13 protein-coding genes and 1 pseudogene are annotated in these 16,399 nt (G+C 68.1%); 10 read left to right on the top strand and 4 right to left on the bottom strand.

Features of this window, described 5'->3' with window-relative positions:
• Positions 1 to 17 precede the first annotated feature (17 nt).
• The 9 genes and pseudogenes from ACYQ8K_RS22010 (at position 18) to ACYQ8K_RS21970 (ending at position 12,744) form a co-directional block, all read left to right on the top strand.
• The gene (locus ACYQ8K_RS22010) at positions 18 to 851 is read left to right on the top strand and encodes a thioesterase family protein (protein WP_459972360.1); all 834 of its coding nucleotides are present in this window, start codon (positions 18 to 20) and stop codon (positions 849 to 851) included.
• A 248-nt stretch (positions 852 to 1,099) separates the two neighbouring features.
• A complete protein-coding gene (locus tag ACYQ8K_RS22005; RefSeq protein WP_459972359.1) occupies positions 1,100 to 5,404 on the top strand; it encodes an AAA family ATPase in 4,305 nt (1,434 codons plus the stop codon).
• A gap of 98 nt (positions 5,405 to 5,502) precedes the next feature.
• Positions 5,503 to 6,300 carry a hypothetical protein gene (locus ACYQ8K_RS22000; protein ID WP_459972357.1) on the top strand — a complete coding sequence of 266 codons (798 nt, stop codon included), beginning with the start codon at positions 5,503 to 5,505 and terminating at the stop codon, positions 6,298 to 6,300.
• Positions 6,269 to 7,474 carry a polyprenyl synthetase family protein gene (locus ACYQ8K_RS21995; protein ID WP_459972355.1) on the top strand — a complete coding sequence of 402 codons (1,206 nt, stop codon included), beginning with the start codon at positions 6,269 to 6,271 and terminating at the stop codon, positions 7,472 to 7,474. Before ACYQ8K_RS22000 ends, ACYQ8K_RS21995 begins: the two co-directional genes overlap by 32 nt.
• Entirely contained in the window at positions 7,471 to 7,929 is a 459-nt protein-coding gene (locus ACYQ8K_RS21990) for a hypothetical protein (RefSeq protein ID WP_459972353.1), read from the top strand. The genes ACYQ8K_RS21995 and ACYQ8K_RS21990 overlap by 4 nt, the downstream gene beginning before the upstream one ends.
• Positions 7,926 to 8,195, top strand: a complete 270-nt coding sequence (locus ACYQ8K_RS21985; RefSeq protein WP_459972352.1) for a hypothetical protein — start codon at positions 7,926 to 7,928, stop codon at positions 8,193 to 8,195. Before ACYQ8K_RS21990 ends, ACYQ8K_RS21985 begins: the two co-directional genes overlap by 4 nt.
• Positions 8,192 to 9,214, top strand: a complete 1,023-nt coding sequence (locus ACYQ8K_RS21980; protein ID WP_459972350.1) for a hypothetical protein — start codon at positions 8,192 to 8,194, stop codon at positions 9,212 to 9,214. The genes ACYQ8K_RS21985 and ACYQ8K_RS21980 overlap by 4 nt, the downstream gene beginning before the upstream one ends.
• Entirely contained in the window at positions 9,207 to 9,623 is a 417-nt protein-coding gene (locus tag ACYQ8K_RS21975) for an SCP-2 sterol transfer family protein (protein WP_459972349.1), read from the top strand. Before ACYQ8K_RS21980 ends, ACYQ8K_RS21975 begins: the two co-directional genes overlap by 8 nt.
• Positions 9,608 to 12,744, top strand: a pseudogene (locus tag ACYQ8K_RS21970) (FAD-dependent oxidoreductase). The gene ACYQ8K_RS21975 and the pseudogene ACYQ8K_RS21970 overlap by 16 nt, the downstream one beginning before the upstream one ends.
• Positions 12,745 to 12,757: 13 nt before the next feature.
• On the opposite strand, the gene ACYQ8K_RS21965 reads toward ACYQ8K_RS21970, so the two are convergent.
• From ACYQ8K_RS21965 to ACYQ8K_RS21950, 4 genes are read right to left on the bottom strand one after another with little or no spacing between them, the layout of a single operon-like run.
• A complete protein-coding gene (locus ACYQ8K_RS21965) occupies positions 12,758 to 13,204 on the bottom strand; it encodes a flavodoxin family protein (RefSeq protein ID WP_459972420.1) in 447 nt (148 codons plus the stop codon).
• Between the two features lie 5 nt (positions 13,205 to 13,209).
• The gene (locus ACYQ8K_RS21960) at positions 13,210 to 13,677 is read right to left on the bottom strand and encodes a hypothetical protein (RefSeq protein WP_459972347.1); all 468 of its coding nucleotides are present in this window, start codon (positions 13,675 to 13,677) and stop codon (positions 13,210 to 13,212) included.
• 13 nt (positions 13,678 to 13,690) lie between these two features.
• A complete protein-coding gene (gene dapB, locus ACYQ8K_RS21955; protein WP_459972345.1) occupies positions 13,691 to 14,428 on the bottom strand; it encodes a 4-hydroxy-tetrahydrodipicolinate reductase in 738 nt (245 codons plus the stop codon).
• Positions 14,429 to 14,487: 59 nt separating this feature from the next.
• On the bottom strand, positions 14,488 to 15,042 hold the full coding sequence (locus ACYQ8K_RS21950) for a hypothetical protein (RefSeq protein WP_459972343.1): 555 nt from the start codon (positions 15,040 to 15,042) through the stop codon (positions 14,488 to 14,490).
• A gap of 123 nt (positions 15,043 to 15,165) precedes the next feature.
• Between ACYQ8K_RS21950 and ACYQ8K_RS21945 the strand changes: the two genes are divergently transcribed.
• The coding region (locus tag ACYQ8K_RS21945) for a 13E12 repeat family protein (protein WP_459972341.1) at positions 15,166 to 16,399 on the top strand (1,234 nt) is incomplete at its 3' end.

Here is a 16,399-nt window from a genome sequence, read left to right as displayed (position 1 = left end):
GCCCTATCGTGATAGCGGTGACGATCGAGGATTCCGCCATCATGCCCGAGGCGTTTTTCACCGTCGACGGCGACTCCTACGTTCCGGGCCAGATGACGCAGGGCCCGTGGGGCGCGGCCATGGGCGGCCAGATCGTCGGCGGCCTGTTGGGTTGGGGCATAGAGCAATCCGGCATCGACGCGGGCCTGCAGCCCGCCCGGTTCACCGTTGACCTGTTGCGCCCGGCCCTGATGGAGCCGGTGCAGATCCAGACCTCGGTGCTGCGGGAGGGCCGGCGCATCAAGCTGGTCGACGCCAGCCTGGTGCAGAACGGCACCGTCGTCGCGCGGGCCAGCGCGCTGTTCCTGCGCCGCGGCGATCATCCCGACGGGCAGGTGTGGTCGTCCCCCGCACAGATGCCGCCGCTCCCAACGTCCTCGGACGGCTTCGCAGCCGAGATGCCGTTTCTCATCTGGGGGTACGGCGCCACGCCGGAGGGCAGCCCAGGAATCGCCGCCGGCGAGTGGGAGCAAACCCATTCCCAGAAGTTCGCCTGGGCCCGGCTGTTTCGCCCGATGGTGCACGGCCACCCACTCACGCCGTTCACCCGGCTGGCCTTCGTCGGCGACATCACCAGCTCGCTCACCCATTGGGGCACCGGCGGATTGCGCTACATCAACGCCGACTACACCGTCACCGCGTGCCGATTGCCCGACGGCGAATTCCTCGGTCTGGCGGCCCAGAGCCACTACGGCACGGCCGGGGTCGCCACCGGCGCGGCGACGCTGTTCGACCGGCGCGGGCCGCTCGGCACCAGCTCGGCGCTGGCCCTGGCCCAACCCGCGGACGCCTTCAAGCCGACCTACGCCTAGTCGCACGCCACTCGATTAGCTGCGCGGCGACCCTCGCCGTGAGCCGGCAAACTCGGATAGCGCCTGGTATTGGGCTATGCTGCTCTGCACTACCCGCCGAACGGAGCTGCACAGTCCCGCAGCGGGGGGACCGTCACTCCGGTGGGTGGACATTCCCTTGGAGGGACCGCCATGCACATGCGCTCCGACTCGCGATTCTTTTGCAGCGCGATCCGGCGGACGGCGCTCAGCACGGAGTGCCCCGGGCCGTGACGACTCCGGTACTGGACCTCGACGGCCGGGTGGCCGACCGACGGCGGGAGCTCAACGAACTCCGGACCGCTGTGGCGACGGCCGAACGGGTCAGCGGTGGGTGCGTCCTGCTCAGCGGGGAACCCGGGGTGGGAAAGTCGACGCTGATCCAGGCGTTCGGCGCCGAGATCTCCCGTCGCAACTGCGTATTCGCGTACGGGAGGTGTCGAGACGGCGGGCCGGCCCCGTACTCGGCGTTGGCCGACGCTCTGAGCTCGGTTGTCCGCACCATGGAGGGCACCGGACCGGCCGAGCGCGATCGTTGGCGCGCCGAGCTGGCCAGCGAGATGTCCGGGTTTGCGGGCGTGCTCTCGCCACTCGTGCCGGAACTGGGGCCGGTGCTCGGTGAGCCCTCGAGTGCTGCCGATCTCGATGCGGCGGATGCTCGCCGCCGACTGCACCGGGCCGCCATCCTGCTGGTGTCGACCACCGCGTCCTACCGTCCGGTGGTGCTGGCGATCGATGACCTGCAGTGGGCAGACCGGGACACGCTGCTGCTGTTGTCCGAACTGTTGACGGTGTCGCTTCGCAACGTTCTGGTTGTCGGCGGGCACCGCGCGGGCGAGTTCGACCCGGCCGCCGGCGGCATCAAGTCGGAAAACCTCAACGCCATCGAGCTGCAACCGCTGGCCCCCGAGGACGTCGAGCAGCTGCTGGCCGACGTGTGCGGCCAGAGCGTGGAACTGGGCGACGTGGCCGCGGAGTTCCACCACCGGACCGGCGGCAACCCACTGCAGGTCCGTCAGCTGCTGTACCGCGCCCAACGCGAAGGCGCGCTCATCCCGGTGGGGCCGGCCGGGCGGCCCGGTTGGGACCTGCGCGTGCTGGCATCACTCGAGGTCACCGCGACGGCGGCGGAGTTTCTCGGCCGCTACCTCGGCCAGCTGAGTCCGCAGGATCGTTCGGTGTTGAGTTCGCTGTCGTGCTTCGGCGGCGAGTTCGACCTGGACGACGCCACGGCAGCGGCCGCGCAGCCGCCCGACGTGGTGGCCCAGGCACTCTGGGCGTGCCTCGAGCTTCGTCTGCTCGAGGCCGTCGACAGCGGCGGCAGACGGATCGCCAACGCGATCAGCCGCGACGCCCGGTACCGCTTCAGCCATGACCGGGTGACCGAGGCGGCGCGAGTCGGCCTGTCCGACGACGAGATCCGTGCGACACACCTGCGGATCGGCCGGTGGCTGGTTGAGCAGGAGGACGACCGGTTGTTCGAGGCCGCGCGCCACCTCGGCGTCGGCGGGCGGCTGGCGACCGACAACGCCGAACGCGTTGGTTATGTCGGCGTGCTGCGGCGTGCCGCGCAAAAGGCAAGGGCCCAGGCTTCGTTCCCGTTGGCGCTCAACTACTGCCGGGAGGCGCTGGACCTGCTGGGTGCACAGCGTTGGACCGCTCACTTCGACCTGACCCGGCAGCTGCAGCTCGATGCCGCCGATGCCGCGTTGCTGGTGGGCGACGTGCCGGCGCTGAATTCGCTACTCGACGAGGCCGAGGAGATCCTGCGCGACCCTCCGGACCGCGCGCGCATCGCTTACCTCCGGCTCAAAGGGCGGGTTGCGGAAAACCGTCTGCAGGAGGCGCTCGAGATCGGGCTGCAAGCGCTCGCCGAGCTCGGCGAGAGGGTGCCGGCCGACGCGGGTAAGCCACGCATGGGCAACGCGATCGTCCGGATGATGATGACGACTCGCCGCTGGAGCACCGAGCGGCTGCTGCGGCTACCGCGCTGCGATGACCAGCGGGTCATCGAGATCCACCGCATTCTTCTCGAACTGCGCAACATGTCGTACCTGGTCCGCCCCAACCTCATGCCGCTGTTCGTGCGAAAGCAGCTCGAGCTCACGTTGACCCACGGCCACACCCCGTACTCGCCTCTGGTCATCGGCGGTTATGGAGTTATCCGGGTAATACTCGGCGATCGCGCGGGCGGGCAGCGCTTCGGCGAGGTGGCGATGCGGCTTGCGGAGCGCCCGGAATTCCGGGAGGCCCGACCGCAGACGGTGTTCACGCATCTGAACTTCATCCGCCACTGGCGTCACCCGGTGCGCGACGGCTTGGGCGAGCTCCGCGACGCCATCGAGGAGGCGCTCGACCAGGGCGACCAGGAATACGCCGGATTTCTGGTCGCGGCCCTGCTCGCCCAGTCGGTCTGGGTGGGTCGTCCGCTCGCGGAGATCGACGCCCTCGCCAGCTCGCTCATCCCCCACGTTCGTTCCCAGCCGGTGCCCGGCGCGCTGTGCCAGGGCACGCATCAGTTTTGCCTCAACCTGATGGGCCGCAGCGCCGATCCCCTCCTCGTCGCCGGCGAGAGCGGTTACGACGAGCGAGACGTGTTGCCGGCCGCCCGCCGGGAGGGCGACGAGGTGGCCCTGAGCGCGGCGGCAGCCCGGCAGCAGGCCCTGCACTTCTGGTGCGGTGACTACGCGGGCGCCGTCGCCGTCACGCCCGAGTCGATCGAACATGTCGGCGGCATGGCCGGCTCCGTGATCTCGCAACTCATCTACCTGATCGGCGCCTTGAGCATGATCCGGTGCGCGCCGCGGGATCGCTCGACCGCCCGCTTCGTGCGCCAGACACTGGCCTTGCACCGCAAGTGGGCTGCTGACGCACCGGAGAACTATGCGGCACCGTATGCCCTGGTCCAGGGGTCGTGGGCCCGAGCGCGCGGGCACGACGCCAAGGCGGAGCGCTACCTCCACCAGGCCATCGAACTCGCCGAGGAAAACCAGCTTCCCGTTATCAGTGCGTATGCCCATGAGGAAGCCGCCGCACTCTACGCCGACCTCAGGCGAACGAGGCTGCGCGAGCACATGCTGCGGTCGGCGTATCAGCGCTGGCTGAATTTGGGTTTCGCGGTGCGCACGGACCTGCTGGCGCGGGAGCATCCCTGGCTACTCAGGCGCGACCTCACGACGGGTTCGACCGGAATCGACCCGGTCGGCGCACACCAGCTCCTGCGCGCGCTGTCGGGGGCGCCGAATCAGGAAGGCTTGGCGAACATCATCCTGGGCTCGGTCGCCGACACCACGGGAGCGGGCCGCGTCCTGCTCCTCACCGGCGAAGCCGAGAATCTGTCGGTCCGGGCGATCCAGGATCACGGGCGCATTTCGATAGTCGAGGGGCCGTGGACCGAAGTCGCCTACGACCGGGACATCGTGCGCCGCGTGCTTGACGGTGGCGCGCCGGTCCTCGCTGCCGCTGAGCATCAGGGGCCCTCCACCCTCGCCGCTCCAATCAGGGTGCACAACAGCACAATTGGCGTCATTTATGCCGAGCAGGACGAGTCCGGCCGGCACTTCGGCGCCGATCACGAGCAGGCGGTCACCTTCCTGTGCGCCCAGGCCGCGGCTCCGCTGTGGAACTTCCAGCTCGAGGCGCGACTACGGGCCGCCGACCAACACCGGCAGTCCCTGATGGACGCGCAATCGCGATTCGTGCCCAACGAACTGCTGCGCATTCTCGACATCGACGACCTTCGCCGCGTCCGCAACGGCTACCGGGTCGAGCGCGAGATGACGGTGCTCATCAGCGACATTCGCGGCTACACGACCATGATCGAAGACATGAATGTGGGCGAGGCGAGCAACCTCGCGATGGGCTTTCTGCGTGCCGTCGAGCTCCCAATCATCGGCTACAACGGCATGATTCAGGACGTACGCGGGGACGAGATCGTTGCCGTCTTCGAGTCCGAGCCCGACGCCGTCCGGGCGGGACTGGCGATGCTGCGCTCGTTGCGCGCGCACAACCGGGAGCGAAAAGCCGCCGGATCCGAAGAACTGCGGGCGGGAATCGGCATCAATACCGGGATGGTCGGGGTCGGGCTCGTCGGCGGGGTGAACCGCATGGTGCTCACCATCATCGGCGACGCGGTGAACCTGGCCGCGCGCATCGAGAGCACCAACAAGCGCTACGGATCCGCGTTGCTCATCTCCGACAACACGTACAAGCGCCTGGCCGCGTCCGAGCGGTTCAACGTTCGTCGCATGGAGCGCGTCATGGTGGTCAATCGGCGTCGTCCGGTGACGATTTACGAAGTGTACGACGAGGATTCGGCTCCGCTTCGCGCGGGGAAGCGCGCGGCCCAGCCCGCGTTCGAAGAGGCCTTTGCACTTTTCGACGCGGGCGACGTCGACGGGGCCCGCGCCGCCTTCGAACGCTGCCGCGAGCTGCTGCCCGACGACCCCGTGGCACCGTTGCATCTGGCGCACTGCGACGCGGTGGCGCGCGGTGAGATGACCCCTGGTCAAGAGGTGGCACTCCTGAACAAGTAGCGCACTACTCCACTTTTGGAACTTTGCTGAAGCGATTGCGCGAGTGTGGTAATTGTCTCATGATTTGTACCGACAGCCGGGGGCAGTCAGGAGCGGCCATGTACCTGAGTGCAGAGCGGTTGGCCCATGCCAACCAAGCAGTCAAAGAGGCGTTCGGGTGGTGCAGCGTTGCCTGGCAAGCCATCCCGCATTGGGACACCGGCGACCCCGGCCAGCTCAATGTCGCCAATGGCCTGCTGGGTGGATCCGCGGGCTTTCTACCCCTCGGCCCACCTCCGCCTCCGCCTCCGCCGCCAACCGTCCAGCTGACCGTCGCGGAGACGATTGCGCCGACCCCCGATGCACTGCTCACCGGAGTGATGGCAGCGACCAAGACCCTCGCCAACAGCTTTGACACCGACGTCCTGAAGCAGTGCTATGGGGCGGCCCCGGGAACGAATACCATCACCTTCGGGTCTACTAACGTCCAGGACCTGCAGAACTCACTGATCGCCGCCCGCGTGCTCGTCGAGAACGCCGGGTACCGGGCGCCATCCTGCCTCGTTACCAATACGGTGGGGTACCAAAAACTCAACCAGTTGGTCAGTGGCTATTACAACATCGCCGAGCAGATACTGGCCGCGGCGAACATCAACTCGCTGTACCGATTCGAGCCGCTCGACGGCACTAACCAAGCAAAGGTCCGGATGGTCTTGATCGGCCGTCGCCGGCGGATCGCGCAAGGCGCGGCGCCGGACGCATCGCCGGGCGAGGAGCCGGTGGACGTCGCATTCAGTGCCCTCCCCAGCCTGGAGGTCGACGGCGAAACCAGCACGGGCACCATCCAGTTCTCCCCTCGAATCCGTTACGCGGCAAGGATTACCGATGCCACAGGCCTCGTCGCTCTCAAAGAGTGAATCACGTGACAGCGATACGAACCCGAAAGCCTGCAACCCGCTCGACGACTATCTCGCCCTGTGCAAAGAGGCCTGCGACCGCGAGATCGAACGGCTGTACCGCCCCGAGGAGCACGGGCCCAAGGGCCTCTACGACCTGATCCTCGACTACCCGCTGCGCGGCGGGAAGGCGCTGCGGCCGGCGCTGAGCATCGCCACCTGCCTCGGCCTCGGCGGCCACATCGAGGCGATACTGCCGACCGCCGCGACACTCGAGCTCTACCACAACGCGTTCCTCATCCACGATGATATCGAGGACGAATCATGGTGGCGGCGAGGCAAACCCACGCTGCACATCGACCACGGGGTGCCCATCGCCGTCAACGTCGGCGACGCCATGCTGTCGCTGTCGCTACAACCGCTGCTGGACAACGTCGAACGGGTCGGCCTCGGGCCGGCCCTGCGCATCCTGCGGGCCATCGCCAAGATGACCCGAATGACCGTCGACGGCCAGGGCCTGGAACTCGACTGGGTCCGGTCCAACACCTGGCGGCTCAACGACGCCGACTACCTCACCATGGTGGAGCTCAAGACCAGCTGGTACACGTTCATCACGCCGTTGCAGGCGGGCGCGATCGCGGCCGGTGCGGGTCTCGAGCGCATGGCCCCCTTGGAGTCACTCGGCCGGCACCTCGGGGCGGCCTTTCAGATCACCGACGACCTACTGAACTTGCGGGCGGATCCTGAGGAGTACGGCAAGGAGATCGGCGGCGACATCTGGGAGGGCAAGCGGACCCTGATGCTGTTGCACACCTTGCGATCCGCCGAGCCGAAGGACCGGGAACGCACTGTGGCGATCCTGGCCAAGCGCCGACCCGGTCCGGACGGCGAGTTAGAGCTGACCCAGTTACTGGATCGGCTTACCGCGTGCGGGCAACTTTCTCCGTCGGGCCGGGCCCAAATCCAGGCTCGGCTGCAGGGACACCACCCCTCGGAGTCGAAGAGCCTCAACGACATTCGATGGATCTACGAGCTGATGCAACGAACCGGTTCGCTCCAGCACGCTCGGGAGGTCGCCGCCGAGCATGCCCAAAAGGCCGGCGCGGTGCTCACCGGGCTCGACTGGTTCCCCCACAGTCGCCATCGTGACGTGCTGGCCGACCTCGTCGACTACGTGCATGGGCGGACCCGATGAACCCCGAATCCATGATCGGCATGCTGGCGGAGCTCGAACGGATCCGCGAGCTCGCGCTCGACCTCATCGACCGCGAGACCCCGCAGTTGCGCCCGACGCCGCCGGAGGAAGCCAACGGGATGGAGCGAACGGCGTTCGAGTTGCTTGTCGGCGCGCGGCGCGCGGTCCTGGGCAACCCCTCGGCCGCCCGTAGGCTGCACGATCTGCTCGTCGCCGAAGGCCGCCGCTACGCGGCCACCCCACGCGGAGCGCGGCTGCGCGACGCACTGGCCTCCTCCGAGGCCGTCGAGAATCTCCGGCGCGTCTGGGAAATGGTGAGCCTCAACGTCCTTGACGGCCCCGCCGCGCCCGACGCCTCCCCCGATGCCTGGGCGGAACTCTTGGCCGACGTTGCCATCGGGCATGACCTCGACGACTCCATGCTGGCCCGACTGCGGCCCGAGGGGTTCGCATGACGCTCATCGATCCTCGCGAAGCTCTGGCCGACCAGAGCAATTTCATCGGCTATCTGGTCGGCCTCGCCGGCGTGGCCCGAATGGTTCGCACCCTGGCCGAGGACGAGCGCCGATCCGGCACGTGCCGCGGCCCGGACGACTTCGTGCACGCCTTGCTCGGGCTGGCGAGCCTCGGTGCGGCGATCGAGCGGATCGCCACCCCTGTTACGGTGCAACACAATCCGACTTCCCCGGCAGGCATACCGACCACGCGGTGGCTACGATGAGTGCGCTCCTGGAGCGCAACGACTTCCTCCGCGCGCCGGTGCTGGCCACCGCCCGCCCGGCGGATTTCAAGGAGTGGCACCACTTCGTGGTCCACGGACGCGGCTGGCGGCTCTTGATCAACTTCAGCCTCAACAATGAAGAGTTCCGCGCGCATGAAGTCCGGCTTGCGCCGCGCGTCATCGTGATCGCCCACGACGAGAACTGGACCGGCGCCATCGAACGGTTCGACGAGCGCGCCCTGCACGTCTCGGCCGATCTGGGTGAACTGACCATCGGCGGCAGCCGGATGACCGTCCTGCCCGACGGCTACCGGGTGACAATCAACCTGCCCGACAAGGACATTCGTGGTGAGCTGCGCTTCACCTCGGCGAGCCACCCGTTGGTGGTCCGCAACCAGCCGCTGGGCGGTGGCCGAATCAACTGGCTGTTCGTGCCGCGGCTGCGCGCCGACGGATCGGTATGGATCGGCGGTCGCGAACACCGCGTGGACGGCGGCCTCGCCTATCACGACCACAACTGGGGCCGGTTCCGGTGGGGCGACGATTTCGGCTGGACGTGGGGCACCATTTTGCCCACCGAGCCCGGGAATCCGTGGTCGATGGTGTTCCTGCAGACGACCGACCGGAGCCGGCTGCGGTGCCTGTCCCAAGCACTGTACGTCTGGCGCCACGACCAGCCCGCCGCGATATTCCGGCACGCGTCGGTGCGGACGCGCTCGGACGGCCGGCTCGCGCGCGCGGCCGATCGCACCCTGCCGCCCCCGATGCGGCTGCTGCTGGACGGCGAGGTGCCCGGCGTTCCGGCGCGGATGGACATCACCGCGACCCGGGCGGGCGACAGCGTCCACGCCGAATTCCGCTCGCTGTCATATGCCCGCCTGGCGCAGCCGAGCGAGACATTCCTCGACCGATCGACCGTGCTCTGCGAAACGGGCGGTAGCACCCGGGCGAGCGGCACGATCGACGGCGAGCCCTTCGACTTCATCGGCACCGGCGTATTCGAGTTCCTCTATGGGTGAACGTATTTCGTCGCTATTGCGGCGCTCGCTCGGGCACCTGGAGGACGAGGTGCCCGACAGCTACCGATGGCTCGTCGCGCAGCTGGGCCCCATGGTGGTCGAACTCGACGTCGACGGCGAGACGTTCTCGCTGCGCGGCGGCACGCGACTTCAGGTGTCCGACGGTGCGGCGCGGCCGGCCGGTGCCCGGATCGCCACCTCGCGAGCCACCATCGTCGACCTGCTCGATGCCAGGGTGGGGCTCGGCGAGGCCGTGGAGACCGGCAGGGTGCGCGTGCACGGGTCGCTCGACGACGTCCAGCGTGCGCACGACTCTCTGCTGGCGTACGTCCACGCCGCGGTCCGGGCCTCCTCGCAGCCCGCGCTGCTGTCCGAACTTCGCTCGGGGGCGCCATGTCCGAGCGCATAACGACGCCGGCGTCGCAGCAACGACGTCCCACGGTGGCGGTGCTCGGTGCCGGCATCGCCGGCCTCACCGCCGCTCACGAGCTGGCGGAGCGCGGTTTCGTTGTCACGGTGTACGAGTCGCAAGAGGATGAACGCAACGGGTTGGGGTCCGAGCCGGCGGGGACCTACCCGCCGGTCAAGCTCGGCGGCCTTGCCGCCTCTCAATATTCGACGGTGGGCACGCGCGACGGCAGCCAGGCCGAACTGCGCCCCTTCCCGGGTCGACGGGGCCGGCCGCGCAACCCGCAGCGAGCGGTCGCGGGCGAACATGGCTTTCGCTTCTTCCCGGCGTTCTACCTACACATCTGGGACCTGTTCCAGCGCATCCCGGTCTATGAGCGCACGCAGACGGCCCGCGGCCCGGCCGGCTGGACCCCGACGTCACGCACCGTCTACGACAACGTTCGGCGGGTCATCACCAAGGGCACCACGGTGCATAGCCGGCCGTCGCTCGTCTTTCCGAGCGAGCTCCCACGCAGCCCCGCCGAGTTTTTCGGAATCCTCAGCGAACTCGCGACTTTGGGCTTCACCGCCAGCGATGTCGGGACCTACCTGGGCAGGCTGCTCCACTATCTGTCCACCAGCCCTCTGCGTCGCGCGCGGGAACTGCAGAACATGTCCGCCTACGACTTCTTGGTCGGCCGTGACCGCACGACCGGGATCAACAAGTACTCCTATTCGCCGAGTTGCGACAAGCTGTTGCGCCAAATGCCAAGGATCCTGGTCGCTCTCGATTCGGTCTGGGGCGACGCGCGCACCAACATGAGCACCTATCTGCAGCTGTACCTGAACATGGACCGCCGCGACAACAAGGCCGACGGGGTGCTCAACGGTCCGACCACGGAGGCGTGGCTGGACCACTGGTACCGCCACCTCGTCACGCTCGGCGTCGGCTTCGTCCATAACAAGGCGACTCGTCTCGACCCGCCGGCCTTCGACCCTGCTCAGCCACCCCCTCTGCGGCCCCGCGCGCAGATCACGTTCGCCGACGGCACCCGGGTGGCCCCCGATTACACGGTCGTCGCCGTCGATGCCCCGCAAGCCGAATACATCACCACCGCGCTGCGTTTGGCGGGCACCGGCGGAACCGTGGCCAGGCTGGACGGTTTCACCACCATTCCTCCCCCGCCCGACGGTCCGCTGCAGCCGCAGCCCACGCGGCCGCAGCAGCGACGCAATCCCTACTCGCTGGACGAGATGGGACGGGTGCCGTGGGATCGGTTCCAAACGCTGTGCGGCATCCAGTATTACTTCGACACGGAGTTTCAGTTGCTCCGCGGGCACATCTTGCTCACCGGCACGGAGTGGGCGCTGTCATCGATCAACCAGTCTGGGTTGTGGGAGAAGCGGCCGATTCTGGACCGCGACGGCTGCATCTCGGTGCTCTCGGTCGACATCGGGGATTTCAACAGCCCCTCTTCCCACCTGGTCGACGCTTCCGGGAAGGGCAAAGCGGCGCGCGACTGCACAGCCGACGAAATCGCCGAAGAGGTGTGGCGCCAGATCATTTCCGCGCTCACCAGCTGCCCGGGGTCGGCCGGAGAAGGGGTCATGCCGTGGCCTGCATGGTATGCGCTCGATCGCGGGCTGGTCATGGCCACCGGGCCCGGTCAGGGCCGGGGCCGCGTGGTGCGCAACGAGTCACCGTACCTGGTTCCCATCGTCGGCGACTGGAACAACCGGCCGGGCAGCGACCCGTGGAATCCGCACGGAACGTCGTGGACGACCACCCCGGACGAGGACGGGTGGCTCGCCGATCTCACGCGGCGCAACGTCTGGCAGGCCCGCCATGGCGGCTACCAGGTGCACAACAACTCGGTGGTCTTCGCGGGCACGTGGAACAAGACTTTCACCCGGGTGACGTCGATGGAGTCTGCGTGCGAGTCGGGACGACATGCCGTCAATGCCATTCTCGACCACTACATCTGGGTCGAATCGGGGGGTCGCGATCGCCGGGAGACCACCCCGGCGCTCTACTGGGAGTTCCCGTACGGCTTCCTCGATCAAGGTATGTCGAGTCCGATCCGGATGCCGACGCCGGCCGGTGACTACTGCTATGTGTTCGACATCGAAAACCGGGAGCCGGCCGACACCCGCGCGCTCCGCATGCTCGACTCGAAATTCTGCGAGCGCTCGCTGCCGCACCCGTTGGACACACCGGGCGGGTCCTCGTTCGGCACCCCTGCGTCCCCTATCCCGCACTAGCTGGAGGTCAGCAAATGTCCATGCCTGCAACGGATTACAACCAGCAGTTGCTCTACTATCTTCAATATTGGCGACAGCTCCTGGAGCAGTGGGCGGCCATGGCCGCCGGGTCACCATTCCTGACCGGGGCGCCCATGCCGCCTGCCGCGCCGGCGGGAGGGCCGTTCACGCCGCCGCCCATGCCGTTCATGCCGCCGATGCCGTTCATGCCGCCCGTGCCGTTCGTGCCGCCCATGCCGCCGATGCCGATGGGGCCGCCCACCGCTGCGGGCACGCCGGCGCCGCCCGCGCCGGCCGACTACACCCAGCAGCTGTTCAGCTGTCTGCAGGCGTGGCGGCGGTACCTCGAGCAGGCGACGAGCGCAAGCCCGGCGTGGCCGCAGGCGTGGACGCCGCAGCCACCGACCACCGGTCCCGCCGACGACGGCGGCAACAACGGTCCGAACGGCCCGCCGAATGGGCCGAACCCGCCCGAACACCCCGGGGGTGGCATGGGCGTCCCCCAGAGCGACGACACCACGAAGTCGGACGCGATACCGCCGAAGGTGATCGACCGGCCGCCCGTCATACCCGGACAGAGCCAAATCGCCGCCCCAAACGTCGGCCCGCCAGCAACTCCGTTCGACCGTCCCGGCGAGCGGATTACCAGTCCCGGCATGCCATTCCAGATGCCGGACCCGGCCGTCTTGGCGGCTCGTCCCACAATTTCGCGCCCGACGTCGGAAGCAACCGCCCACCCGGAAGCGGGTTCGGCGTTTCTCAGGACAATGTCCAACGTCGAACCCACCGCGCTGCCGCAGGTCGAGCCGAGATCGCTGTTCTCTACCCCGGGCGCTTCGACCAGCTTCCGGGAACGCGGTGAAACACACTCGCCCTGAGCGCTTTTCGGCATCACTCCATCAGCTGCGCGGCGACCGTCGCCCCGAGGTTCCAGCAGGCCTCGACGTCATCCTTGCTCGGCTTGCCCGAAACCACCACGGTCTCTGCGGCTTTCACCCAACCCAGGCCCGTAGTGATGGTGTCGACGGCGCGTTCGGCGCCCTCGGTGCCCTCGTTGCCGTGCAGGTACAGCCCGAACGGTCGCCCGCGAGTGGAGTCGAGCAGCTGGTAATAGGCGCAGTCGAACGCGTGCTTGAGGGCGCCCGAGATGTAGCCGAGGTTGGCCGGGGTGCCCAGCAGGTAGCCGTCGGCCGCGAGCATCTCGGCCGGCGAGACCGTCAGCGCCGGGCGCCGCAGCACCTCCACGCCCTCGATGTCGGGGTCGGTGGCGCCGGAGACCACCGCCTCGAACATCTCGTGGGTGTGCGGCGACGGCGTGTGGTGCACGATCAGCAGCATCTTGCTCACGGGCGGCCCTGCAGGTCTCGGTGTAAGTCCAAGGCCGTCTTCATGGCTTCGCGGGCGCGGCGGCGATCCCCCGCGCAGTCGTAGGCGCGGGCCAGCCGGTACCAGCGCCGCCAATCGTCCGGCTGGTCCTCCACCTCGGCGCGCACCGCGGCGAACAGTTCGTCGGCCGCGTCGCGCTGGATGCGGCCCGACGGGCGGCGCGGCAGCGCACTGATGTCCAGTTCCAATCCGTCGGCCGCGATCAGCCGGGCCAGCTTCTGGTGGGCGAATCCGGCGCGCAGGGTGGCGATCATCGCCCACAGCCCGATCACGGGCAGGATCAGCACCGCGACGCCGAGGCCGACGGCGGCGGCCCGGCCCGAGCCGATCATCGCGACGGCCACGCGCCCCAACAGCACGAAGTACACCAACAGCGCGACGCACATGAAGGCGATGAGCAGTTGGGTGCGCAGCGCTTTGGTCATCGCAGATTAAGGCTCATTGCAGGTTGAGCAGGGCCTCGAGACCTACCGTCAGGCCCGGGTGTTCCTTGATCCGCCGCACGGCCAGCAGCACGCCGGGCACGAACGAGGTCCGGTCGATGCTGTCGTGGCGAATGGTCAGTGTCTCCCCCTCGGTGCCGAACAGGATCTCCTGATGGGCGACCAGCCCGGCCAGCCGCACCGAGTGCACCGGGATCCCGTCGACGTCGGCGCCGCGCGCGCCGGGCAGGCTGGTGCTGGTGGCATCGGGGTTGGGCGGCAAGCCTTTTCGCGACTCGGCTATCAGCTTCGCGGTGCGCGTCGCGGTGCCCGACGGGGCATCGGCCTTGTGCGGGTGGTGCAACTCGATCACCTCCGCCGAGTCGAAGAAGGGCGCGGCCTGCTTGGCGAAATGCATGGACAGCACCGCCCCGATGGCGAAGTTCGGCGCGATCAGCACCGACGTGCCTGCGCTGGCGGCGAGCCAATCCTGCACCTGTTGCAACCGCTCGGCGGTGAAGCCCGTGGTCCCCACGACGGCGTGAATCCCGTTGTCGATGACGAACTTCAGGTTGTCCATCACCACGTCAGGATGCGTGAAGTCGATGACCACCTCGGTGTTGCCCTCGGTCAGCAGGCCCAGCGGGTCGCCGGCGTCCACCTCGGCGGACAGGCTCAGGTCCGCGGCGGCCCGCACCCCCGCCACCATGGCCGATCCAACCTTGCCCTTCGCTCCCAACACACCTACCCGCATGGCCTTCACCCTAGACCGGGCCAATTCTGCGCTGCGGCGTGCGGGGCTTCGCGCGCCGATCAGGTGTGGACGATCCAGGCCGCTTCGGTGTACGGAGCGGGTTGGTCGGGATCGTTGATCGTGAGGTACAGGTCGCCCCCCGTCGGCATAGCGAACCCGACGAATCCATGCGCGGTCTGGCCGTCGTGAAGGCCGCCCGTTTGCAGCGGGGGCATCTTGTTGAGCCGCTGGTAGTCGACCGCCATCGTTGCCGGCTCGGGTGCGTCGTTGCCGCCGGCGTATCCGGCGAACATATAACGCTGGTCGAAATGGAAGAACTGGTGGGACGTCGCGGTGATCGTCAGCTCCACCACGTTGCACGCGGAGCCGGGCGTCGGAGTCGCAAAATGAGAGGCGCACCCCGGCGGTAACCACGTTGCACCGTCGACGGTGATGTCGGCGGTCGCGCCGCCGGCCGCCCGCGCATGTACGGGCACGCCCATCTGACCGGTCGGGAACGGTGGACTGTCCGGTGTGGGGTCGGCCGAACCGGTGGGGCACGGGCATGCGGCAGTGACCGCGGCGACAGTGACCACGGCGACCGCGGCTGCCGCACCTACAAATCCCGCGTGCACGACGGGTGGTTACCCGCCGCGCTGCCAGGAAAAACGCGGGTGATTTGTCCACAGTTCGCGGTTTATCCACAGCTGCGGCTCGGTCCGCGCCTACCTCGTCGTACCGTGACATAAAATTCGAACATGCATTCGATCGAAATGCCGGCCGAGGTGTCCGCGGCCCTGGCCGCGCAGGACGCGGCCGACGGGGCGATCCAAGCGCTGGACTTCGGCGCGCTGAGCCCCGCCGTCCGGCTGCACGTGCTGGAACGCATGGAGGCCTCACGCCGGCGACGGATCGCGGTGAGCCACGACGTCATCGCCGGCTTGGCGGCCGAGGATCCCGCCGACATCGGCGGCCCGGTGCACAAAGTCGTCGCGGACTGGCTGCGGATCAGCTATGCCGAGGCGTGTCGACGGCTTCGTGACGCCAAAGAGTTGTCGCCCCGCTTGACGCTCACCGGCCAGGAGTTGGCGCCGCAGTTGCCCGCCACAGCGGTGGCGTGGCGCGACGGCGCCCTCGACGGTCAGCACTTACGGGTGATTCAGACCTTTGTCCGGGACCTCCCGGAGTCCATACCCGCTAACACGGTAGAAAACGCCGAGCGATTTCTGGCCCGGCAGGCGCGGACGTTGCGGCCTGACCAGCTGCAGAAGCTCGCGCACCTGTGCGCCCTGCGGATCAATCCCGACGGTAAATTCTCCGACGCCGATCGCGCACGCCGGCGCGGCTTCACCTGGTGCGGCCAACGGCCCGACGGGATGAGCGTCGGGAAGCTGATCGCCTCACCGGAGCTGCGCGCCAACCTCGATGCCTGGCTGTCCCGGTTCGCAGCCCCGGGGATGTGCAATCCCGACGACCAAACACCTTGTGTTGCGGGCAAACCCGACGACGAGCTCGCGGCCGGTGACAAGCGCAGTCCCGCGCAGCGCCAGCACGACGCACTCAACGCCCTGGTGCGCGGTCAGCTGGGCGAGCCGAAACTCGGCCGCCACAACGGCTTACCGGTCACGGTCATCGTGTCGACGACACTGCAGGAACTGACGTCGGCCAGCGGGCGCGCGACCACCGGTGGCGGAACGCTGCTGCCGATGCGCGACGTGATTCGGATGGCCCGCCACGCCCACCACTACCTCGCCGTGTTCGACGAGCACACCAGCCGCCCGTTGTATCTCGGCCGGTCGAGGCGCATTGCCACACCGGATCAACGCATCGTGTTGTACGCGCACGACCGCGGCTGTAGCCACCCCGGCTGCGACGCACCCGGCTACTGGTGCGAGGTGGGCTTGCCCCGGTTTGACGGACAGTTTTCATGTGATTCTGACGTAGCTTCGTGGTGTCTGGTACCCCAGCGACGAATGCAGCCGCTTGTTGTTG

It is taken from the genome of Mycobacterium sp. MUNTM1 (assembly GCF_054660795.1).
This window is presented reverse-complemented; position numbering and strand designations above follow the sequence as displayed.

Excerpts from the sequence above, each read along its gene's own strand:
- ACYQ8K_RS22000 (WP_459972357.1), top strand. The coding sequence starts at position 5,503 with ATGTACCTGAGTGCAGAGCGGTTGGCCCATGCCAACCAAGCAGTCAAA.
- ACYQ8K_RS21995 (WP_459972355.1), top strand. The coding sequence starts at position 6,269 with ATGCCACAGGCCTCGTCGCTCTCAAAGAGTGAATCACGTGACAGCGAT.
- ACYQ8K_RS21990 (WP_459972353.1), top strand. The coding sequence starts at position 7,471 with ATGAACCCCGAATCCATGATCGGCATGCTGGCGGAGCTCGAACGGATC.
- ACYQ8K_RS21985 (WP_459972352.1), top strand. The coding sequence starts at position 7,926 with ATGACGCTCATCGATCCTCGCGAAGCTCTGGCCGACCAGAGCAATTTC.
- ACYQ8K_RS21980 (WP_459972350.1), top strand. The coding sequence starts at position 8,192 with ATGAGTGCGCTCCTGGAGCGCAACGACTTCCTCCGCGCGCCGGTGCTG.
- ACYQ8K_RS21975 (WP_459972349.1), top strand. The coding sequence starts at position 9,207 with ATGGGTGAACGTATTTCGTCGCTATTGCGGCGCTCGCTCGGGCACCTG.
- ACYQ8K_RS21965 (WP_459972420.1), bottom strand. The coding sequence starts at position 13,204 with ATGCTGCTGATCGTGCACCACACGCCGTCGCCGCACACCCACGAGATG.
- ACYQ8K_RS21960 (WP_459972347.1), bottom strand. The coding sequence starts at position 13,677 with ATGACCAAAGCGCTGCGCACCCAACTGCTCATCGCCTTCATGTGCGTC.
- dapB (WP_459972345.1), bottom strand. The coding sequence starts at position 14,428 with ATGCGGGTAGGTGTGTTGGGAGCGAAGGGCAAGGTTGGATCGGCCATG.